At 42.9% G+C, this 23,437-nt stretch carries 14 protein-coding genes; 6 read left to right on the forward strand and 8 right to left on the reverse strand.

What is annotated here, in order from left to right; genetic code table 11:
* Window positions 1-2 precede the first annotated feature (2 nt).
* From sufD to CGC64_RS04645, 3 genes are all read left to right on the forward strand, one after another.
* A complete protein-coding gene (sufD, locus tag CGC64_RS04635; RefSeq protein WP_032838470.1) occupies window positions 3-1,346 on the forward strand; it encodes a Fe-S cluster assembly protein SufD in 1,344 nt (447 codons plus the stop codon).
* Window positions 1,347-1,362: 16 nt separating this feature from the next.
* A complete protein-coding gene (locus CGC64_RS04640) occupies window positions 1,363-2,574 on the forward strand; it encodes an aminotransferase class V-fold PLP-dependent enzyme (protein WP_005679229.1) in 1,212 nt (403 codons plus the stop codon).
* Window positions 2,575-2,857: 283 nt separating this feature from the next.
* A complete protein-coding gene (locus tag CGC64_RS04645; protein WP_005679231.1) occupies window positions 2,858-3,184 on the forward strand; it encodes a heavy metal-binding domain-containing protein in 327 nt (108 codons plus the stop codon).
* 73 nt (window positions 3,185-3,257) lie between these two features.
* Here CGC64_RS04645 and CGC64_RS04650 read toward each other — a convergent pair whose 3' ends face one another.
* The 8 genes from CGC64_RS04650 to CGC64_RS04685 form a co-directional block, all read right to left on the reverse strand.
* Complete coding sequence (locus CGC64_RS04650; protein WP_005679232.1) at window positions 3,258-4,778, reverse strand: arylsulfatase; 1,521 nt, start codon at window positions 4,776-4,778, stop codon at window positions 3,258-3,260.
* 8 nt (window positions 4,779-4,786) lie between these two features.
* Window positions 4,787-6,736 carry a RagB/SusD family nutrient uptake outer membrane protein gene (locus CGC64_RS04655; protein ID WP_032855492.1) on the reverse strand — a complete coding sequence of 650 codons (1,950 nt, stop codon included), beginning with the start codon at window positions 6,734-6,736 and terminating at the stop codon, window positions 4,787-4,789.
* A 17-nt stretch (window positions 6,737-6,753) separates the two neighbouring features.
* On the reverse strand, window positions 6,754-10,170 hold the full coding sequence (locus CGC64_RS04660) for a TonB-dependent receptor (RefSeq protein ID WP_005679235.1): 3,417 nt from the start codon (window positions 10,168-10,170) through the stop codon (window positions 6,754-6,756).
* A gap of 137 nt (window positions 10,171-10,307) precedes the next feature.
* Window positions 10,308-11,393, reverse strand: a complete 1,086-nt coding sequence (locus CGC64_RS04665) for a FecR family protein (RefSeq protein ID WP_005679236.1) — start codon at window positions 11,391-11,393, stop codon at window positions 10,308-10,310.
* 61 nt (window positions 11,394-11,454) lie between these two features.
* Window positions 11,455-12,024 (reverse strand): RNA polymerase sigma factor, encoded by a 570-nt coding sequence (locus CGC64_RS04670; RefSeq protein WP_005679238.1) that lies wholly within the window; start codon window positions 12,022-12,024, stop codon window positions 11,455-11,457.
* A gap of 273 nt (window positions 12,025-12,297) precedes the next feature.
* Window positions 12,298-13,197 (reverse strand): alkaline phosphatase, encoded by a 900-nt coding sequence (locus CGC64_RS04675; protein ID WP_005682396.1) that lies wholly within the window; start codon window positions 13,195-13,197, stop codon window positions 12,298-12,300.
* A 72-nt stretch (window positions 13,198-13,269) separates the two neighbouring features.
* On the reverse strand, window positions 13,270-15,843 hold the full coding sequence (locus CGC64_RS04680; protein WP_005679240.1) for a M60 family metallopeptidase: 2,574 nt from the start codon (window positions 15,841-15,843) through the stop codon (window positions 13,270-13,272).
* A gap of 184 nt (window positions 15,844-16,027) precedes the next feature.
* Window positions 16,028-18,217 carry an alpha-galactosidase gene (locus CGC64_RS04685; protein WP_005679241.1) on the reverse strand — a complete coding sequence of 730 codons (2,190 nt, stop codon included), beginning with the start codon at window positions 18,215-18,217 and terminating at the stop codon, window positions 16,028-16,030.
* 530 nt (window positions 18,218-18,747) lie between these two features.
* Between CGC64_RS04685 and CGC64_RS04690 the strand changes: the two genes are divergently transcribed.
* From CGC64_RS04690 to CGC64_RS04700, 3 genes are all read left to right on the forward strand, one after another.
* Window positions 18,748-20,952, forward strand: coding sequence for a sodium-translocating pyrophosphatase (locus CGC64_RS04690; protein ID WP_005682393.1), 2,205 nt, complete (start codon window positions 18,748-18,750; stop codon window positions 20,950-20,952).
* 92 nt (window positions 20,953-21,044) lie between these two features.
* Window positions 21,045-21,647: a ribonuclease HII gene (locus CGC64_RS04695; RefSeq protein ID WP_005679245.1), complete on the forward strand. Its 603-nt coding sequence runs from the start codon at window positions 21,045-21,047 to the stop codon at window positions 21,645-21,647.
* 181 nt (window positions 21,648-21,828) lie between these two features.
* Window positions 21,829-23,370 carry a DUF5723 family protein gene (locus tag CGC64_RS04700; RefSeq protein WP_005679246.1) on the forward strand — a complete coding sequence of 514 codons (1,542 nt, stop codon included), beginning with the start codon at window positions 21,829-21,831 and terminating at the stop codon, window positions 23,368-23,370.
* The last annotated feature ends 67 nt before the right edge of the window (window positions 23,371-23,437 follow it).

Here is a 23,437-nt window from a genome sequence, read left to right on the forward strand (position 1 = left end):
CGATGAATGCGGAACAACAATATATAGAACTCTTCTCGCAGACGGAAGCTATGATCTGCAAACATAGCGCTGAAGTGCTGAATGCGCCTCGTGCTGCTGCCTTTGCCGATTTTGAGCGAATCGGATTCCCGACCCGCAAAATGGAGAAGTACAAATATACGGATGTAAGCAAGTATTTTGAACCGGACTTTGGTTTGAACCTGAATCGCCTGGCTATTCCGGTCAATCCGTATGAAGTGTTCAAGTGCGATGTGCCGAATATGAGCACTGCCCTGTATTTTGTGGTGAATGACGCTTTCTATGACAAGGCCCTTCCCAAAAGTCATTTGCCGGAAGGCGTGATATTTGGCAGCTTGAAAGAGGTGGCCAGGCAACATCCCGAATTGGTGAAGAAGTATTACGGCAAACTGGCGGATACTTCAAAAGATGGTGTGACCGCCTTTAATACGACTTTTGCGCAAGATGGCGTAATTTTCTATGTGCCGAAGAATGTAGTAGTGGAAAAACCTATCCAGTTGGTGAATATTCTTCGTGCAGATGTCAATTTCATGGTGAACCGCCGTGTGTTGATTATTCTGGAAGATGGTGCACAAGCCCGTCTCCTGATTTGTGATCATGCTATGGATAATGTGAACTTCCTTGCAACACAGGTAATAGAAGTCTTTGCAGGAGAGAATACGGTGTTTGATTTGTATGAGTTGGAAGAAACACATACAAGTACTGTCCGTATTAGTAATTTATATGTAAAGCAGGAAGCAAACAGTAACGTTTTGCTGAATGGTATGACTTTGCATAATGGCACTACCCGTAATACTACGGAGGTATTGCTGGCAGGAGAAGGAGCTGAAATTAATCTTTGCGGAATGGCGATTGCTGATAAGAACCAGCATATAGATAATAATACAAGTATTGATCACGCGGTTCCGAATTGTACAAGTAATGAATTATTCAAATATGTACTCGATGATCAGTCGATAGGTGCATTTGCCGGATTAGTGCTGGTACGTCCTGACGCCCAACATACAAATTCTCAACAGACAAACCGTAATCTTTGCGCTACACGTGATGCTAGAATGTACACGCAGCCGCAGTTGGAGATTTATGCGGACGATGTGAAATGTTCGCATGGAGCAACGGTGGGACAGCTTGATGAGAATGCATTGTTTTATATGCGTTCCCGTGGAATCAACGAGAAAGAAGCTCGTCTGCTTCTGATGTTTGCGTTTGTCAACGAAGTGATTGATACCATTCGTCTGGATGCGCTGAAAGATCGCTTGCATCTGTTGGTTGAGAAACGTTTCCGTGGTGAGTTGAACAGATGTCAGGGTTGTGCGATTTGTAAATGAGTAATAGCGAATAAACATGGATATTCAAAAGATACGTGAGGATTTCCCGATATTGAGCCGTACGGTTTACGGTAAGCCATTGGTTTATTTCGATAATGGTGCAACGACTCAGAAACCCCGTCTGGTGGTTGATGCATTGGTAGATGAGTATTATTCCGTCAATGCAAATGTGCATCGCGGAGTGCATTATCTTTCACAGCAGGCTACGGAACTGCACGAAGCCTCTCGTGAAACGGTACGTCAGTTTATCAATGCCCGCAGCACGAGTGAAGTGGTGTTCACACGGGGAACAACAGAAAGCATAAACTTGCTTGTTTCCAGTTTTGGTGACGAGTTTATGCAAGAAGGGGATGAGGTGATCCTTTCTGTAATGGAACATCATAGTAATATTGTCCCCTGGCAACTTCTGGCTGCTCGTAAAGGTATTGCAATCAAAGTGATTCCGATGAACGACAAAGGCGAACTGTTGTTGGACGAATACGAAAAATTATTCTCCGAACGCACGAAGATTGTCAGTGTGGTGCATGTGTCGAACGTATTGGGTACGGTGAATCCGGTGAAGGAAATGATTGCAACAGCACATGCTCACGGTGTACCCTGTCTGATTGATGCAGCTCAGTCTATCCCTCACATGAAAGTGGACGTACAGGATTTGGATGCCGATTTTCTCGTGTTCTCCGCTCATAAAATATATGGTCCGACAGGTGTCGGCGTACTTTATGGAAAGGAAGAATGGCTGGACCGCCTTCCGCCTTACCAGGGAGGAGGAGAGATGATTCAGCATGTCTCTTTTGAAAAAACGACTTTCAATGAACTTCCTTTCAAGTTTGAAGCCGGTACACCTGACTATATCGGAACTACCGGACTGGCGAAAGCACTCGATTATGTGAATGGTATCGGTCTGGAGCAAATAGCCGCCCATGAGCATGAACTGACAACTTATGCTCTGCAACGTCTGAAAGAAATTCCTACTATGCGTATATTCGGTGAAGCTGCTGACCATGGAGCGGTGATATCCTTCCTTGTCGGCGACATTCATCATTTCGATCTCGGAACTTTACTCGACCGCTTAGGTATTGCCGTCCGTACAGGACATCATTGTGCCCAACCTTTGATGCAACGCCTTGGCATAGAGGGGACAGTGCGGGCTTCGTTTGCCATGTACAATACGAAATCGGAAATTGATATATTGGTGGCCGGGATTGAACGTGTCAGCAAGATGTTTTAAAGATATGAATCGCTATTTCTGTGGAATAGCGATTTTTTTATTCTTTAACTAAAAAAAGAATACCCAAAGTGCAGTGATTTGAGTTTTCTTGCGTCTAATGAGTAAAGAAACAAATATTCATGGAATATCTGGAGGGTCGTGAGACCATGCTTATATTATAAATTCTCTCTCTTTAACATTAATGGCAGCTATATCGTAAATAAATTACGGTATAGCTGCAACTTTTTTAGGACGGTTTACGTCTAATATATAGAATTGCAAATAACTTAAAGAGAAAAAGACAATGTTAATAACAACAACTCCCATTATTGAGGGAAAACGAATAGTGAAATATTATGGAATCGTTTCCGGAGAAACAATCATAGGTGCCAATGTGTTTCGTGACTTGTTTGCAAGTATCCGCGATATTGTAGGAGGGCGTTCCGGAGCGTACGAAGAAGTATTGCGCAAAGCTAAAGATACCGCTTTGCAGGAAATGCAGGCACAAGCTGCTCAGTTAGGAGCAAATGCCGTGATAGGTGTTGATTTGGATTACGAGACAGTAGGAGGTAGTGGCAGTATGCTAATGGTGACTGCTAACGGTACAGCCGTAAAGATTGAGGATGACTGAGATAGGTGGCATTGAAATTATAAATCATTATTCATTCCGAATAAGCAGAATGAATAATGATTTATTTAAGGCTCTAATGAGGCATTTTGAATGAAGCTAGTTCCGGTTCGATATGTTCCTGCTTCATAATATCCTCCATTCTTTTCACGATTTCCGGGTGGTATCTGGCAACATCTGTCTGTTCTCTGGGATCAGAATCCAGATCATATAATTGAATTTTCCTGTTTCCTTTAAAAATATTCAATACAATACCCTTCCATTTGCCCATTCGGACAGCTTTTTGGCCTCCGCTATCGGGAAATTCCCAATATAAGAAATCATGTTTATTCTGTTTTTTGTCTAGTAATTCCGGCAAAAAGCTGATTCCGTCCGTAGTCGGGCATTCTACTTTTGCAATCTCACAGAAAGTAGGCATAATGTCCCAAAAGGCACAGATGAGATCACTTTTACTACCGGCTTTTATCTTTTTAGGCCAACTGGCAATCATCGGAACACGAATGCCTCCTTCGCGGAGCGATGCTTTGCCCCAGCCCCATTCACTTTTGAATGGTTTAGCACTATCGAAAAAGAAAGAATCGCTTCCGCCATTGAAAGTCGGCCCGTTGTCACTGGTAAAAATGATGATGGTATTGTCATAGATTCCCAGTTCTTTAAGTTTATTAATAAGTCCCCCGATCTGTTCATCCCAGTAGCTGATCATGGCAGCATAGGTTGCGCGAGGATAACGGCAGGGAAAATAATCTTTATTGCCTGTGTATGGTTTTTCATCTCCAAACTTGTTCACATAATGCTTTACCCATTTTTCCGGTGCTTGTAAGGGAACATGGGGAAGGGGCGTCGTCCAGAATAAGACGAAAGGGTTATCTTTAGTAAGGTCGATAAAGTTGAGTATTTCTTTGTACATCAGGTCCGGTGCATACTCATTGAGAGTATATTTCGCATAGCTTTTTTCTTCGTATGGGTCTGCACCTTTATCCAGTTTGGTGTGGGGGACTACCAATGGATTATTCAGATATTCCCGATGTTCGTTTCTATATAAAAATGGAGGGTAGTAGGTATGAGCTTCTCTTTGGCAATTATATCCGTAGAAAAAGTCAAATCCCATTTTGTTTGGGGTACTGGCAGAACCGGGATACCCCAATCCCCATTTTCCGATACAGGCCGTTGTGTAGCCGGCTTGCTTCATGACTGCCGGAATCATTACCGTTTCTGCCGGAACGGGGCGTTGGCCTTCCAGGGTCGAATCAGCTAATACAGCTTTATGATTCCAAACATCTCCACGTGAAGCCATTTCGTCATTCCCCCGTATATAGGCGTGCCCGGTATGTAATCCGGTAAAGAGGACACAGCGCGATGGAGCTGACACTGCTGTCCCGGAGTAATGGTTGCTGAATGTCATTCCTTCTTGTGATAACCGGTCGATATTAGGAGTTTCAATTAACTGCTGGCCATAACAACCTAATTCCGATATACCCAGATCATCTGCAAGAATATAGATAATATTGGGCTTTTTCTTATTAGCTCCATTCTCTTCCGCAAAGGAAGAGAGTGGAGCTAATAGAGCAAGTCCAATCATAAGTTGATTGTTCTTCATGGTGAATATTAATAGAATGGATTTTGAATGATTTGCGGAGTCTTTTCCAGTTCACTGGCACTGATTGGCAACAGATATTGTGATTTATAGAAATGATTCGTTAATGTCATGTTGGGTTGTGGAGCTTTAAAGAATTCCTCTACACTGGCTCCTTCAATATTCCAGCACAAGAAAGGTTCATCCAGTTTTTCCGCTATTTTCCAACGTCTCAAATCCCAAAAACGTTGTCCTTCCAGATAGAATTCTATTTGTCGTTCCTGGCGGACAAATTGGCGTAAAGTTTCCTGTTCATTTTCTTTTCCTTTCCATTCATCATTTGCATATTTCTGAATAGACTCATCTACTCCCGGGATGCCTGCGCGTTTCCTTACTTTATCCATATATTCTTTAGCGATCTTGAGATTATTGCTTCCCCCAATCTCGATCAAGGCTTCGGCATAATTCAAGTACAGTTCCGCCAGCCGGAATGTGGGGAATGGATATTTGATAATGGCATTAGTAAATCCGGGATGTGTGAATTTCTTGTTAAGATATCCTGTTACCGAATAGTGCACCGTCATATCTTTTTTGAAACCATGTGCTCCATTGAACAACATTCTTAATCCGCCGGGTACATAAGATTTGTTCAAAGGAAGTGCTTCTGCATTATATCGTGCTATTTCGTAGTTACCGTTATGGAATCCTATCCATGAATAGAAACGTGGTTCACGGTTAAAATGTAGTTTGATAGAGCGGTCATTCGGTCTGTCTTCATAATTATTCCCGTCAAAGTTTGCAGGTAGATAAGCTATTTGATAACGGTTAGGATAGTCATAGGTCTTGTCTTTATCGATAGGTAATCCATGCTCTGTATAAAAGAGTTCGACCATCTGCAAGGTAGGTGCAGTAGAGTTAGTCTGCGTGTACGGGATCTGTTTTGTCTGTCTGACTGACGAACGAATTTGTACACCGTATGTTGATTCGCCTCGATTATCTCCCCAGATGATTTCACATAGGTTCTGGTTGTCAATCGTACAATATCTGACTCTGCGCTGAGCTTTTCCGCTTTCGGTCTGGTCTGTGAATCCCGGTTTTTCTTGGGTTGGAGCTCCGGCTTCAACATCTCCGTATAGTTTGTAGCCTGCTTTTTCCGCATTCTGAATAGCATCCAATGTCACTTCCGCACACTTCTCCCATTTCTTGACGTCGTATGTCTGTGAAATTAGATGTTTCCCATTTTCGTCAACGAAGTTACTGTAAAACTCACTGTTTCCGTTGAATAAAGGTGAGGCAGCGTATAAGTGTACACGGGAGCGGAGAGCGCGTGCTACATGTTTGGTTGCCCGTCCGAAATACATCGGATTATGAGCTTCAACCAGCCCCGGCATTGCTTCATCAAGCATTTGATCAATAAAAGCTACTACTTCATCGTAAGAACTTCGTGCCGGTAATTCGGATAATTTGGTATCCAAATCATATTTCTTCCTGATGATGAGAGTGGGACCGAATGCCTGCAAAGAACAGAAATGATAATAAGCAATTAGAAACTTAGCTTCTGCTCTATATATTTCCCTATCGGCTTCAGTATAAACTTGGGCTTTATCCAGAATATCCAGAAATTCATAGCATTGGCGGACCCCTTTCCATGTCGGCCACCAACGGTGGGAAACGATTGAATTGTTAGTCGGGTTATAAAGCCCCATTGTGAACAACTGTTCCGGTTCGTTGGCTTTATAATAAGTAGTTACTTCTCCTCCGGTCAGTAATGCTGTCGGATACCAGCTTTGGTACGGCTGTGAATCTTGAGAAGTGCGGTTCATCGGCATATAAGTATAACACGAATAGAGAAATCCTTCGGTTTTGGACGGAGTGTTGTAAGAGTCTTCCAGTTTGGCACGTTCATCCGGCATTATATCCAGATAATTGCATCCGCTTGTTAAGATGCATAATACAATGATGTAAATATATCTCAGTTTCATATTTTATTATATATTTATCAGTTAATAGTCATCTGAAAACCAACATTAAATGTTCTTTGAGTAGGATAGGACATACCGGAGCCACCTCCCATTTCTGGATCCCATAATTTGAATTTAGAGAATGTTAGCAGGTTGTTGCCGCTGACATAAATTCTCATATTCTTGAAATTATATCCTATTTCCGCATTCTTGAGCTTTAAAAAAGCGGCGTTTCTCAGCCAGAATGTTGAATTCTGGTTATTATTTGTGTTATATGCCGTCGTGAGTCTGGGGTATGATGCATTGGGATTAGGATTATCTGTTGTCCAGCATCCATCTGCTACGTAATCTAATATACCTCTTTTGGCGGTATTGTTATCGTTGGTGAAAGGATGGAATCCGCTCATCATTAATGATACGCGTCCGGTTCCCTGAAAGAATAAAGAGAAGTCCAGATTTTTGTATTTAATGGAAGGGCCGAAACCATATACAATTTCCGGTACACTGGGATAACCTAAGGCAACTTTGTCATATTCATTGATTGCATTGTCCGTACCTCCTAATGCATTCGGAATATCTTTGTACTTAATATCACCGGGCATTAACGGCAGATTGGCAAATTGTTGCGGCAAACTATTGTTAATCATATTTTCGTCGGTAAATAATCCGTCCGCTACATATCCGAAGATTGTATTGAGTGAATGGCCGACTTTCAGACGGTTGGGATATAAGCTGAATTCCGGCTCATCCATTTCAAGTATTTTATTATGAGCAAAGGTGAACGTTCCCTTGAAAGAGACAAACAAGTCTTTGTTAATCTGGTTGTTGTAGTCTACACTGGTATCTATTCCCCAGTTACGCATCTTTCCGAGATTTCCTTGAACTGTAACATTACCAAGTCCCATGAGTGTCGGAATTGTTCCACGATCCATAAAGATTTCCTTTCTCACTTCTTTGAAAATGTCGGCAGAGAAACTGAATCCTTTCAATATTCTCACATCAATACCGGCATTCCATTTCTCACCAACCTCCCATGTCAGGTTCGGATTGGCATATCTTTTCCATACAGGACCGGAGTTGGTGTGTGTCTGGTTACCGGTCCCGGTTGTGAATCCGGCTCCGGAGTTAGTAAGGTTCTCAAGGAACGTAAAACGTCCGGCTCCTGTCTGGTCATTACCGACAAGCCCCCACGATGCTCTTATTTTAAATTGCGGGATGATGTTTCTGAGCGGTTCCCAGAATTTCTCTTCAGACAGATTGTATCCGATTGCTACTGAAGGGAAGAAACCGAACTTCTTATTCTTCGGGAAGTTTTCAGAACCATTGTAGCCAAAGTTGAACTCGGCTAAGTACCTGCCGGCAAATCCGTAAGATAAACGTCCTGCTATACCTTGTTTCCTTCTAGGTAAGGATGTCAGCAAGTCCGAAGGGTTGTTAACGTCATTCTGTTCTTGATTATATAGGAACATGACATTGACTTTGTGCACGTCATTGAATGTTCTGTTATAATCCAGGCTGGCTTGTAGATATAATCTACGGTTACCGCTATTGGAACCTCCGGTTTTAAGCTCGGTACTTTGTTCGTTGCCGATGATGTTTAAGTCGTATGTATCTTCTTGTGGATTATACATGGAAGTCTCATATTGGTTGACGTTGCAATAACGATACACTTTAGAATATGAATAGTTGTAATATGAAACAATAGCATTCAGTTTCAGTCCTTTCATAATCATCTTCAAGTCCTGATTAAAACGCAGGTTGGCTGTTACACTTGTAGAGTACGTGGAACTATAACCGGATACAAAATCGGCGACAGGATTGACATAACTTCCGTTCGGAGCACCAGATCTTCCTCCCCAACGGATGTGAGTGTCATCTTCCTGGCCGGGGAAACGGATCGGAAAGTCTACCGGATTTGCATTGAGTGCACTTGAGAATACGCTTCCGGCACTACTATAAGGCCCGCTCCAGTCTCGTACCGACACATTTAGTCCTAGCGATATTTTAGTTGTATTGGTTGCCTTGATATTCAGATTATTGACAAAATCATAGTTGTAGACATTGATATTGTTGTTGAAGGAGTAGAAGTCTTTACTGAGTGATTTAAGATTACCGTCGCTGTGCTTGACGCTTGCACTCATAAAATAATCTACCCGGCTGCTTCCGCCACGGATATTAAAGTTGAACCGTTCGGCAAAAGTGTTTTTCTTGAACATCTCGTTGTACCAATCGATGTTGGGATACATATAAGGATTGACACCGTCTATTGTAGCATTAATCTTTTCGTCCGAATAGATATCGGTAGTCTCGGGAGTACGTGTCTGTGCCTCATTGTATAATCTCATATAAGTGATACCGTCTACCATTTTAGGAACATTTGTCAACTGTGATATAGCCCCTTCCACTCTAAAGTTAATGATCGGCTTTTTCAGATTTTCCCCATTCTTTGTCGTGACTACCATCACTCCGTTAGCTCCTCTTGTTCCATAGAGTGCTGTTGCCGTTGCATCTTTTAGTATTGAGAAGCTTTCAATTACTTCAGGATCGAGATTGTTCAGTTGGGTTGCGTCAATTTCCACACCGTCCAGGATGATGAGAGGATCAGTTGCGCCACTGAATGTAGAAGCACCACGAATCCAGAAACTGGCGCCGTCTGCTCCCGGTTCGCCACTTCGTTGTACGGCGATAACTCCTGATAAACGTCCCGCAAAAGAAGAAGATAAACGTGAGGAAGGTACTCTTAGCTGTTCCGGGCGTATCTGTTGGATAGCTCCGACAAGACTTTCCTTTTTCTGCCCGATACCAAAGGCTGTGACTACAACCTCATCCAATGCCTTAGTGTCTTCTTCCAGTTGGATGTTGAGTATACTCTTCTTCCCGACTTTCACTTCTTGGGTGATATATCCCATAAATGAGACTATCAGGACCGGATTTTCTTCCTCAAGTTCAAGCTTGTAGAAACCTTCAATGTCCGTCAGAGCACCTGTCGTGCTGTCTTTAATTTTAATAGTTGCCCCGGTGATCGGTTGTTCGTCCTTATCCAATACAAATCCTTGTATTGTTTTTCTTTTAGAACTTTGCGGTTGAACTTTCTTTTGAGCTACTTTTTTGAGTGTAATCTGCCTGTTGTCTATTGTATATTCTACCGACATACCTTTAAATAGTTTGTCGAGTACCGGACGAATTGGTTGGTTCGTTACTTTAATAGATACCTTGCGGTTGGGATTAATGGTTTCTCCGTAATAGACGAAGATAAATTCGCTATTTTTCTCAATATGGCTCAGTACTTGTTTTAGAGGTACATTCTCGAAACTGAATGTGAATGTTTTTTCCTCTACATAGTTAGAGACGTCTTCTGCATAGACAGATAAGAAAGATGATAAAAAAATTGCCAGTACAAACAGGAATTTGTATCTTTTAACACTCCTGCTTGTAGTAAATTTACAGTTTTCCATAATTTTGTAATTTTAAGAACGCTACTTAATGTTGATAGGTAATGTTTTTAGCTAATCCGAATAATACTACGAATATTATTCGGATTTTTCGTGTGTTTTCATATCATAGGCATATTCGATGTTTTTAAGATTAATAATTAGTTTTCTTTTCTCATGTGGACATAATATATATTATTCTTTTCTTCTATGGTAACAGGTGCCGTTATGGCAATAGTTGACAATACTTTCTGTAACCCTTCATTCAAATCAAGTTTCCCGTGCATCGGCATTGTTTCTATACCTGTATCATAAATAATTTCTTTTCCGTAATAGCGGTGTAACTGCTCTAATACTATACTTAGTGCCTGATTATTCAATGTCAGAATGCCGTCAATCCAGCTGATATAATCGAGCGCATTGACTTTTTTCTTGTCAGTATATGTTCCTTCATTCAGAGCAATCAGCTCATTAGGCATCAGCGTATAATTCTGTTCCTTTTTGTCTTTTACCTCCACCTTTCCCCGTACTAATACGACTTCGGCTTTAGTATCTTCTTTATAAGCTTTTACGTTGAAGGCAGTACCCAGCACATTTACAGTAAAGAGTGATGTCTTTACTATAAAGGGGATGTTACTTTCCTTATGAGTCACATCTATGAATATTTCTCCTTCGACGAATATTTCCCGATATTCCTTTTTGAACTTTTGGGGATAAACAACCTTCGTTCCGGAATTAATATCCAGTTGAGAGCCATCAGACAATTGTAATTTGATATGTTTCCCCATTGGTACAATAATCTGGTTCATGGGATGTTCTTCTTCTCCTTCCCCGGTACTCTGTCGGGGCGCGATTTTCTTCTCGTCGATTAATAAAGAACCGTCTTGTGCATAAGCCACGGTAGCTTTTTCATCTACTTTTATCTTCGTTCCGGTAGCCGTAATCAGCTCAATATGTTTCTCCGGAGTATTTGCAGCAGATACAAACTTTTGAACATCTGCCGAATGAATCGTATCATAAGCTTGATTATTCAGCCAGAATACAAACAGGAGAGAAGCAGCAGCAACAGCTGTCACCGGTATAAGCCAGCGATAGACGGGAATATGCTTCTTCTTGTCTATTTGCTCACTGATTTTGCTCCATACCTCGTCTTCTGCTTCTTGGGAAGCGGAACTTTCTCTCTTTCGAAGGTAGTGGAACAACCGTTCGCTCATTTGTTCAATATTTCCTTTTTCTTCTTTCATCATTCGACTGTTCTGTTATTATAATGGGAAAAACGAATTTACTCCTCACTTTTATGGAAAAAAATTATTTATTTTCAAATAAACGTCGTAATTTGACAATAGCTCTCCCTATCAGGTTCATGGATGAGTGCACTGTAATACCTAATATTTCGGCAACTTCCTCCCATGTAAGTTCTTTGATATAGTACAAATAAACGGCATGACGCTGATTGGCGGATAATTTCCGGTAGGCCTCCTTTAGCAATTTGCTTCTTTCCAGATAAGTATCGTCGTGTGCAAAGAGTCCTTCCAGTTCATCATCTGTCAATGGAATCTCAAACTCTGCATTTTCTAACTGGTACGTCTCTTTCATCGAGGACATCTTATATACGAGATTGTTTCTAAGGGCTGTATATAAGTAAGATTTGACATGGTCTATGGGGCGGAATTTAGAGTTGTTGAATACGTTGACAAAGAGATCCTGAATACAATCTTTTATTAATTCTTCGTTTGTGGAGATTGTATGTCCATAATTCAACAGGTGCGGAAAGTAACGCCGGTACATTATTTCTAAAGCCAGCTTGTCTCCTTTGATTAGCAGAACCCATAATTCCGCATCCTCTTTAGTTTGATAATGCATTTTACTCTCCTTCATACACGTGTACTCTGTGTACTTTGTTATAATTGTACTAGAATGATTAACAACTGTTGTATTTTGTAGCAACATGTGGCAAAAGTATAAAAAATAAATTAAATTATATCGGAGAGCTAATGATGATTTCTGTTTACTATAAAAAGAAGACTAGTTTGAACGGATATTTATGTGATATGGATACTGCAAGAAAACATGGCCGGACTTTCTCCGTCTTGTGTGATTTGCAGTATCCATATTCTTTTTGTAATATAAGTAACTATTATAGTAATGATCTTATTTGAAAACCGTCTTTACCGGACGTCCAATCCAAGATTGAGGCTGCTTCAGCCCTAGTATATAGGCAATCATTGCCGCAGTGTCATATTGCATCATACTTTCTTTGATTTCCATGCCTTTGCGGACATTCTTGCCGGAAATAATAAATGGAATCTCCATTTCCCTCAGTGTCTTGCCGCCATGCCCGGTTTTGATACCACCGTGGTCGGCCGTCATAATAATAATGGTGTCATCCCATATACCGGCTTTTTTAATAGCTTGCAGGATACGTTCCACATATCCATCCAGTTCTTTCAACATCTGATAGTAGGCCGGAGTGTCATGCCCTTTGGTATGTCCGGTGTGGTCGGGTTCTTCGAAGCAGATAGCTAGCAGTTCCGGTTTCTTTTCAATAATATACTTCTCGGCTGCTTCGCATAAGGCAGTGGGAGCTTTGGCGTATCCCGGAGTCTGATATTGGTAACTCATGGCTAACGTATCTACCAGGTATTTGATTCCGGGCCATTCATACAAACAACCGATTTCGGCTTTAGGACGCTGTTCGCGCAAGACAGAAAAAATGGTAGGAGCGATCCCCCGTTCGTTGACCTCACGTGAAGGGATCTCCGGAGTTTTCGAGCCCCAGGTGGTGTATCCGTGTAACTCTGTTCCCACTCCCATAAACATGGAAGCCCAGTTGATAGCACTCGAAGAAGGGAGTACGCTCCGGCTATGAAGTGTGTAACATCCGTTGGTCATCAGACTTTTGATAGCCGGGATATCCGCTTTAGAGACACTGTAAGCCCCCCAACCGTCCATACCGATTAAGATGACGTGCTTGGCTTTTTGTTTTGCAGCGTTTACGTTGACTGTCATTCCTGCCATTAACAGGCACACGAATAGTAAGACTTTTCTCATGGTGTTTTTTTTAGATTGTTATTGATTATAAATATATACTGTTGATTAATAGGGCCATACTAATCATTGATTTTATTTACGAGTCATTTCGATTCGTACACCGTCCGCTTGTACAGCGTATAATTTGACACGATCCGGTGAAATAGTATTGGGAATTTCAAACTGGAAAGAAGTACCGAAATATTTCAGGTTATCATTCTCTTTTATTTCAAAAGCTACTGCCTGTTCTCCGTTTTGAACATTCACCTGATGTCCGGATATAGTATAAGTAATTTGCTTGGTGATTTTCATGTCCTCTGCAAATTGAGTGAAGTAACCGACATCCGGTGGAGTCGTATCGAGTCCGGGGTCACCTTTCTTTCTGTCTTCCAGATAGTAGAAAGCGTGTTTGGGAGCCGGAAACTGCTTCATAAATTCTTTCGTTTCCTTAATCATGGCGTCCGTGACAATGTAATTGTACGTACCGTATTGGTTGACCTTCATAGAGATCGGGACAAAGAACCCCCACCTTTCAAAGAAATCTGTCAGGTTCTCGTTAGCAGCCCGGCAAGCCATTCTGGCATACATCATTTGATTTTCTCCCGGGTCTTGGGTTGATACACGGTTTTCGCGCATCAATTTGAAAAGAGTAGGGAAGAATTGGGGATTATATCCGCAGCGATGATAGTAATTCCATAATTGCCAGTTCATGCGTGCATGCATTTCCGGGTCCTCTCCCTGATAGTCGGTTCCAAAGTCGCACCAGGCTTTATTTTCTACACATCTTCTGAATACCAATGTGGCTTTCTTGACGTTAGCCGCATATTCCGGTACAGCCAGTTCTGTCCCTCGGGAGCAGTTCTGACCGAACTTATAAATCGTGTAATTGGAGAATAAATTGTTGGAGGACTCTGTTGTGCTGGCCCAGTTAATGGCACCTTGGTGTACATGACCGATCTCGTGTGCCGGTCCCCAGGAATTTCTGGAGGCCATAAGATAAGATTTGCGCAGGATATCCCCCAGAACGGTATATACAAATCCTATCCTGCCTTCCGAAGCCCACATATATCCGCCTTCGGGAGATATGGCAAAAATATGATTATTCATTTGTTTGGGGTATACGTCTTCAATACCCATCAATTCTTGTTGCCATTGGATCATATTGTCCCAAAGTTCGATAGACGACAGGATATCATACGGCACTGCTGCTTTCAGTTGCTTATGATGAAAATAGAGGATGATGGCGTTGCCGATGACACAGAAATATTTATAGTCGGCTTTGTCTATTAACTCCTTGTATTTCTCATTGGTCTGATGCTCTTTTAAGGAAAAGAATCCGCATACTTTGCCTCCGCCTAACGGGATATGGATTTTAATCGGTTGTGCATCGGGGTTTTGTATGTTCGTATTGTACATTACAAACAACATACCTGTTTGCTTGGCTGTCAGTTTGTTGACTCCTTCCTTCAGGGGATAGATATCACCGTTGACAGAAGTTTGTGCATAACCTTTGCTTGTTTCTTCCCCGATATTCTGGATTGAAATACTTTGCCCGTGAGTGTCTCCTACCAGTACGACTACCTCATCTCCTTCGTTCACATAGATTCCTGTAGGATTGTCGAGATCTCCGTATTTCCTCGTCATCAGCTTATCCGCCCATTCGTCGGCGGAGCTGTAAGGACAATATTCCCGTATCCGGAATTCCTTTTCCCATTTATTATAACTATCGTCTTTTAAAGCCGATGCCGTTTGTATGAAGAATTCGGGTAATGCTTCTATCTGCTCTTGCGTGACATCAGGTTTTATTTCGGAACAGGTAATATCTGTAAAGACAGTCAGCAACTGTTCTTCGAGAGTGTTTTTCTTGTTCTTTTTGAAGAACTGCATTTCATCACAACTGACATGTCCGTTTTTCCCGCTATGAACCTCAAACTTTACTTTGGTGGCTTTTACCGGAGTTTTGAGTGAGGCAATGGAGGGAGAGTTGCGCATATTGAAGTCATAGCTTCCCTGATGCACGTATTCCGTGTTTTCTTTCGTCTGCGTATATACGTTAAATTTCCCGAATGTGCCGTTTCCTGAATTAGTGTGATAGATGAAATAATCAATATCCGTATTACCCTCGAAATAGTATTCCAGGATAACCGGGAAATCGGCCGATTGTCCCCATTTACTGTGGTAAGGTACTCCGCCGTCGGCAATAAATTTATCATCAAAGGAATGCTCGATGCTCCGGTCCGGGTCCGTTTCCTCTTCGCTCGCCTTACCGGCATAGGGTTTTACCTGTATATCTTCTTCAATTACAATGTCACTGGCGGAATATTGGGTGACTGTAATGGTATAATGTTTAGTTGCAGAGGATACTTTAACGTTGGCGGTACGTCTGTTCGAACCGATATTGGCGTCTACTGATATTTTCAGACTGTTTTTGAATTGTGTGGCCCTGAGCCATTTATCAGTAACCTTCGCTTCCCAATTATCTACGTTTAAGTTTGTGGTGATAGAGATGCTGACGTTTGCTGCATCTTTACTGAAGTTCTGTATCAGATCCTCTGTCGCGATTTCAAAGATTTCCGTTATACTTTCTTCCGCGTTATCTTTACATCCGTATAGACACAACGATATAAAGAGGCAGATGAGGCTTAAACAATATCCGGAGTTTTTCATGGTAATGTTCTTTGGATTAAAATTAATATTACTGCTTATATTGTTGGCCCTATTTATCAAGCAGTGACATTACCATAATGGGAGAAGTCGGTTTTACTCCTCACTTTTTTAAAGAAATTTTTCGCAGGCAACCTGATTAACCTCTCGAGAAGGACAGGTTGCCTGCGAAATGGGAAGTTGTCTCTTATTCCGCAGTCAGCTCAATCACACGGCTGAAAGCCTGATTGGTTGTGAAGGCGTTGATACCTATTTTCATCAGATAGTCGCCGGAATAAGTTTTCTCGTTAGCGCCCAGATTCGACTTCTTATTCGGCATCAGGTTGATTTCTTTCACCTTATACCTCTTACTCGGATCCAATCCCTGAAGTTTCACCGGAAGCAGTTTCTCAGCATAGCGCGGATGAATGTCATAAGTATAAAGCACAGCTTTGTTCTTATCCGGTGCGGTGTACATCACGGACATGTGGTTGCCGTCATAAGGAGAGACCAGTCTGTATTGGTCGCCGTCCAGAATCACTTTCTTCAGACGTGTCCAGTTGGCAACTGCATTCTGGCAGTAAGTCAGTTCGTCCGCATTCAACTCTTTCAGTCCGAGGTCGAAGCCCAGTTTGCACATACTGGCTACATCGGTACGGAATTTCACGCTTGTCTTCTTGTTCCAGCTAGTCACGTGTGCAGACATCGCTTTGGAAGGGAAGATTTGTGAGAATCCCCATTGGATAAACAGACGTTCTATCGGGTCGGTATTGTCACTGCACCAGAATTCTGTGAAATATTTCAGGGCCTCGTAGTCGCAACGTGCGCCGCCACCGGAGCAGAGCATCATCGGTGTATTGGGATATTTCTCTTTCACACGTTTGAGTACATTGTATATGCCGCGTACATGGTCGATATAAAGTTGTCCCTGTTTGTTTTTCAGGTAGGGAGAATAGACGTTGGTGATCGGTGAGTTGCAGTCCCACTTGAAATAGGCAACTTCCGGATTCTCAGTCAGGATGTTGTCGACTACGCCGAACACAAAGTCCTGCACTTTCGGGTTGCTGAGGTCGAGAACCAGTTGGTTACGATAGTAATAAGTCTTGCGGTTCGGCAGGGTGATAGCCCAGTCGGGGTGCTTTTCAAAGAGTTCGCTTTTCGGGTTGACCATTTCCGGCTCAATCCAGATGCCGAACTTCACTCCGGCTTCTTTAGCGGATTTCACAAGAGCAGGGATACCGCCGGGCAGTTTGGATTTCATTGCTTCCCAATCGCCTAGTCCGGCATTGTCGCTGTTGCGCGGATGCTTGTTGCCAAACCAGCCGTCATCGAGCAGGAACATATCTACCCCAAGATGTTTGGCCTCTTTCATTAGTTCGGAAAGGAGTTGTTCGTCGAATTTGAAGTAAGTGTTTTCCCAGTTGTTCAGTAGGGAGAGGCGGTCACCTTGTCCGTCTTTCAGCTGATAGTTGCGAGCCCAGGCGTGAAGGTTACGGCTGGCCTCGCCCGTTCCGTTATTGCTGAAAGTGAACATAAATTCGGGAGTCGTGAATACTTCGTTCGCTTTCAATTCATAATCAGATGCATAAGGGTTGATGGCAGGGATTACGCGCAGGTTACCAACGTTGTCTACTTCGAATGTAAACTGGAAGTTACCGGTCCAGCCGATCGTACCCAGCATCACGCGGCCTTGTGTTTCCTGTGCCGATTGTCCGAATCCCAGTTCGAAGAACGGATGTGTATGCATGGCGGCACGGCTGCCCAACTTGGTGTCGATTACTTTCTTTCCGAACTGTAACTGCTGGCTGCTCATTTGAGCTTCTTTGGCCCAGTCGCCGCTGAACTCGGTTAGGAAATACTTGGAGTCGGAGAAATAAAGCATTGTGGAAGCATAGCGCCACAGGGTGACGGGTTTCTTCTCGTTGTGCTTGATTTCGCTCCATGTCTTGATGACGTTTTCTTTCGGATAAGCGATGTAGTGCAGAGTTACCTCTACCGGATATTGGTCGTCTTTGAGGTTGATAATTGTCTCTGTTCCCCCTGTCACGGCCTTCTGCTCGGAAGATACATAGCGGAGAATCGTACTTGGATTTCCGTCGCTGTGAGTGATAGCCACAGCCGGTTCGAAATAGTCTTCGGCACCGGAACCCGGATAGACTTCCCAGCCGCGTGTAGAAACACTGCCGTCACTGCCACCTTTTACATAAGGCGAAAAGTGCTTGATATCTTGCTCATTTAGTAGTTTGTCACCCAGATAAGCCTGATAAAGTCGGCCGTTAGGGGCTACTTGAAGGATTAGGTCTGTGTTGTCCGTTGAGATTTGGATAACACTCTTTTCCTGGGCTTTCACTTGTGCCAAGGTAAACAAAGCCATTAGTAGTAGAAATAGTTTCTTCATGTTGTTTTGAATAATAATTATTGGGTATTAGTTAGCTTACAGGCATAAAAACGCTCAAAGATAATGATAATTTATGATGTACGGGCCAGATTTTGATGCTGATGCTAAATTCTACGGTAAATAAGTCACCGTTAAACATAGCTTATACACCCGCTATACATCTGTTATCCGGTAGGTATTGTTCTGTCGGAATACCGCTTTAGTTAATTTGCCACGGCCGTGGAGAGTTCTTTCCACAAGCGTGACGAGATATTACCACGGGTGTGACGAATACTCTCCACAGCCGTGGCAGACTAACTAAAGCGGTGCTCCAACCTAACTATACCGGTATTCCAATCGAACTATACCGGCTTCTCTTCCCATAAAGTCCCACTTAACAAACCCTCCGACAAGCTGCTTGCCGGAAAGAGGGGAATGACATGGCAATTAAAGTGAGTACATCTACTGTTCAAAAAATAATCTTACTTACTTGCTTTTTTCGTTTGATTTTCATACTTTTAGCCTCCGTAAACCCTTTAAAAATTAATCCTATGGATAGCATTCTTTTCTGGCTGGTTCCGGTCGCTTCCGTGTTAGCCCTCTGCTTTGCTTATTACTTCCATAAGCAAATGATGAAGGAGAGTGAAGGTACTCCCCAAATGATAAAAATTGCCGCTGCTGTGCGCAAAGGCGCTATGTCTTACCTGAAACAGCAATACAAGATTGTAGGCTGGGTGTTTCTGGGGCTGGTCATTTTGTTTTCAATCATGGCCTACGGTTTCCACGTTCAGAATGCTTGGGTGCCTATCGCTTTCCTGACGGGTGGTTTCTTTTCCGGCCTTTCCGGTTTTCTGGGGATGAAAACGGCAACTTATGCATCAGCCCGTACAGCCAATGCGGCACGCGGTTCGCTGAATGCCGGATTGAGGATTGCCTTTCGGAGCGGTGCGGTAATGGGACTTGTCGTAGTCGGTCTCGGCCTGCTCGACATTTCTTTCTGGTATTTGTTGCTGAACGAAGTGATTCCTGCTGACGCACTGACACCGACTCATAAACTCTGTGTAATCACTACCACCATGCTTACTTTCGGTATGGGGGCCTCCACTCAGGCACTCTTCGCCCGTGTCGGCGGTGGTATCTATACGAAAGCTGCCGATGTGGGGGCCGACCTTGTAGGTAAGGTAGAGGCCGGAATCCCCGAAGACGACCCGCGCAACCCTGCCACTATTGCCGATAACGTAGGTGACAACGTGGGTGACGTGGCCGGCATGGGAGCCGACTTGTACGAATCTTATTGCGGTTCGATCCTGGCAACTGCCGCGCTTGGTGCTGCCGCCTTTATTCATTCTTCGGACACGGCTATGCAGTTCAAAGCGGTTATTGCTCCGATGTTGATTGCGGCTGTCGGGATTATCCTTTCTATTATAGGTATCTTCGCCGTCCGTACCAAAGAGAATGCGAAGATGAAAGATCTGCTTGGTTCGCTGGCGTTCGGTACAAACCTCAGTTCTGTACTTATCGTCGTTGCTACTTTCTTTATCCTGTGGCTTTTGCAGTTGCAGAACTGGGTTTGGATCTCCTGTGCGGTGGTCGTCGGCCTGCTTGTCGGCATTGTGATAGGCCGTTCTACTGAATATTATACTTCTCAATCCTATCGTCCTACTCAGAAGTTGAGTGAAAGCGGGAAGACGGGACCTGCTACGGTCATCATTTCCGGCATCGGTCTGGGAATGCTTTCTACGGCTATCCCCGTTATTGCAGTTGTGGTGGGTATCATTGCTTCTTATCTACTGGCTGCTGCCGGCGATTTTGCCAATATCGGTATGGGGTTGTACGGAATCGGCATTGCTGCCGTCGGTATGCTTTCTACGCTGGGAATCACTTTGGCAACGGACGCTTACGGCCCGATTGCGGATAACGCAGGCGGAAACGCGGAAATGTCCGGTTTGGGTGAAGAAGTCCGCAAACGTACCGATGCGCTCGATTCTCTCGGAAACACGACTGCCGCAACCGGAAAAGGTTTTGCGATTGGTTCTGCTGCCTTGACGGGATTGGCTTTGCTCGCTTCTTATATTGAAGAAATACGTATCGGACTGACTCGTCTCGGCAATATGGATCTGACTTTCTCGGACGGAAATACAATCAGTGTGGCAAATGCTACTTTCATTGACTTCATGAACTATTATGAAGTGAACCTGATGAATCCGAAGGTACTTTCGGGGATGTTCCTCGGCTCTATGATGGCTTTCCTGTTCTGCGGGCTGACCATGAATGCCGTGGGACGTGCGGCAGGACACATGGTGGACGAAGTGCGCCGTCAGTTCCGTGAAATAAAAGGTATCCTGACGGGAGAAGCCGAACCGGACTACGAACGTTGTGTGGAAATCTCTACGAAGGGGGCACAGCGCGAAATGGTGGTTCCTTCATTGATTGCTATCATTGCCCCTATCTTTACGGGACTTGTCTTCGGTGTTCCCGGTGTGCTTGGTTTGTTGATCGGTGGTTTGAGCAGCGGTTTCGTGCTCGCTATCTTTATGGCAAATGCCGGTGGTGCCTGGGATAATGCAAAGAAATATGTGGAAGAAGGCAATTTCGGAGGAAAAGGAAGTGAGGTTCATAAGGCAACGGTGGTGGGCGATACGGTGGGCGACCCGTTTAAAGATACCTCCGGTCCGAGCTTGAATATATTGATAAAGCTTATGAGCATGGTAGCCATTGTAATGGCAGGACTTACGGTTGCCTGGAGTCTGTTCTAAGGATTTTGTGTTAAAAAGATAAGAAAATGGAGACCGGAATCTAGGTCTCCTTTTTTATTTCATTTACCTTTGCAGAGATAAAAACGATAAAGATGCTATTACCTTATTTAAATGAGAATCTGATAGAAGCAGGATGCGATGAGGCAGGCCGCGGCTGTTTGGCGGGTTCTGTCTATGCTGCTGCCGTCATTCTTCCGAAAGATTTTAAGAATGAGTTACTGAATGACTCCAAGCAACTGACGGAGAAACAACGTTATGCCCTGCGTGAGGTAATAGAACGTGAAGCGATAGCATGGGCGGTGGGTATCGTTTCACCCGAAGAGATAGATGAGATAAATATCCTGCGTGCTTCTTTCCTGGCCATGCATCGTGCTGTCGATCAACTGTCCACCCGTCCCGAACACCTGCTCATTGACGGAAACCGGTTCAATAAATATCCCGGTATCCCGCATACCACGGTAATCAAAGGCGACGGAAAATACCTTTCGATAGCTGCTGCATCTATTCTGGCCAAAACGTATCGTGATGATTATATGAACCGTCTCCACGAAGAGTATCCCTATTATGACTGGAACCGTAATAAAGGGTATCCTACCAAAAAACACCGTGCCGCCATTGCCGAACATGGAACAACTCCTTATCATCGGATGACGTTCAATTTGTTGGGAGGTGAACAACTTTCTTTGGACTTTTAATTCCCGTTGTTCCTTTCTTAAATTATATTTTCTACATTTTTTTGCAGTATAAGCACGATTTTAGCCTGTTTAGTGCTTGAATTGTTCTGTTTAGGCTAAAAAAGTGTTGCTTCGTGCTTTTAATTGTTATTGAAATGCTATATATTTGCAAACAATAATAAGAATTAAAAAGTTTAAAATCATGGCAACGAACAAGCTACTAAGCTCTACTAAGCTCATTGGGGTATTTTTCATTATGTTAGTTTGTGCACTTCCTGCAAATGCACAGTTCTTGCGTACTTCTTATTTTATGGAAGGTACGCATTATCGTCAACAGCTGAATCCGGCTTTGACACCGACTAAAGGTTACTTCAATCTTCCGGTGGTTGGTGCAGTTAATGCAACCGTGGGGTCTACTTCATTAGGATATCAGGATATTATTGATATTATTGATGACGGAGATGATTTCTATACGAAACCGGATTTCATGAACCGGCTGAAAGATAACAATAAGTTGAATGTGAACTTTAGTACGGAAATCCTTTCTGCCGGTTGGTACAAAGGAAAGAACTTCTGGTCGTTCAACATTGGCCTTCGTACCGATATTGGTGCGAACTTGACTAAATCTATGTTTACTTTCCTGAATGAGATGGAGACTGTTGAAGAAAACTGGAGAAACAGTAACTATGATATCAGTGGTCAGCAATTGAATATCAATGCTTATACTGAAATTGGTTTAGGACTCTCACGTCAGATTAATAGTCGTTTGACAGTCGGTGCCAGAGTGAAAGCTTTGTTGGGTATCGGTAATATGGAGTTAAAACTCAAAAATGTGGCAATGAGTGCTAATCTGCCCAGTGATGCAGAGATTGCAAAGTGGTCAGATGGAAATTATTGGAGTGGCTTAAGCCAACAAGAAGCTATTAAACAAGCTACTGAATTGAAAACAAAATTTGATAATTACCATGCAAATTTGAATGTTGGTGCAGAATTGAAGAGTTCTTTCAAAGGTTTGGAATTACAAGAAGAAGAGGGTAAGGATTATGTAACAGACTTCGAATTTGATAGTGGCAAATTGGGTATCGCTGGTTACGGTTTTGGTATTGATTTGGGTGCTTCTTATAAAATATTGGATAATCTGACTGTATCTGCATCTATTCTTGACTTAGGTTTTATCTCTTGGTCAAAATCAAGTACGAAGATTGCGTCAGCCAATCCGGATCCTATTGATATTAAAGGAAGTACTTATGCAGCAATGGTCGATCCCGCTAATCCTGAAACATCTGTGATGAATGCAGTAAAGCAGTTGCAGGATGATACTCAAGGGTATATGGATCGTGTAACTAACGGTGATGTGCTCGACTATGATATGTTGCAACTCGAAGTAGGTGATGCAAAAGAATCTCGTAAGTCCCGTCTGGCTTCTACATTGGTGTTGGGTGCAGAATACGGTTTCTTCAATAATAAATTAGCTGTTGGTGTATTGTCTACCACTCGTTTTGTACAACCTGACGCTCTTACAGAGTTGACATTCTCTGCAAATTATCGTCCGAAAAGCTGGTTTAACGTTGCACTTAGCTATTCTGCCATTCAGTCAGCAGGAAAATCTTTCGGTCTTGGTCTGAAATTAGGGCCGTTGTTCCTCGGAACCGACTATATGTTCTTAGGAAAGAACTCTAACACTGTTAATGGATTTGTTGGAGTTTCTATTCCGTTGGGTGGAAGAAAAAGTAAACAAGGATAAAAAATAATTTCTCTCTCTAAACATTCTCTTTTAATTAATTCTCTATAGAAGAAAAAACGTATTATTA

Source organism: Bacteroides caccae, from assembly GCF_002222615.2.
GTDB lineage: Bacteria > Bacteroidota > Bacteroidia > Bacteroidales > Bacteroidaceae > Bacteroides > Bacteroides caccae.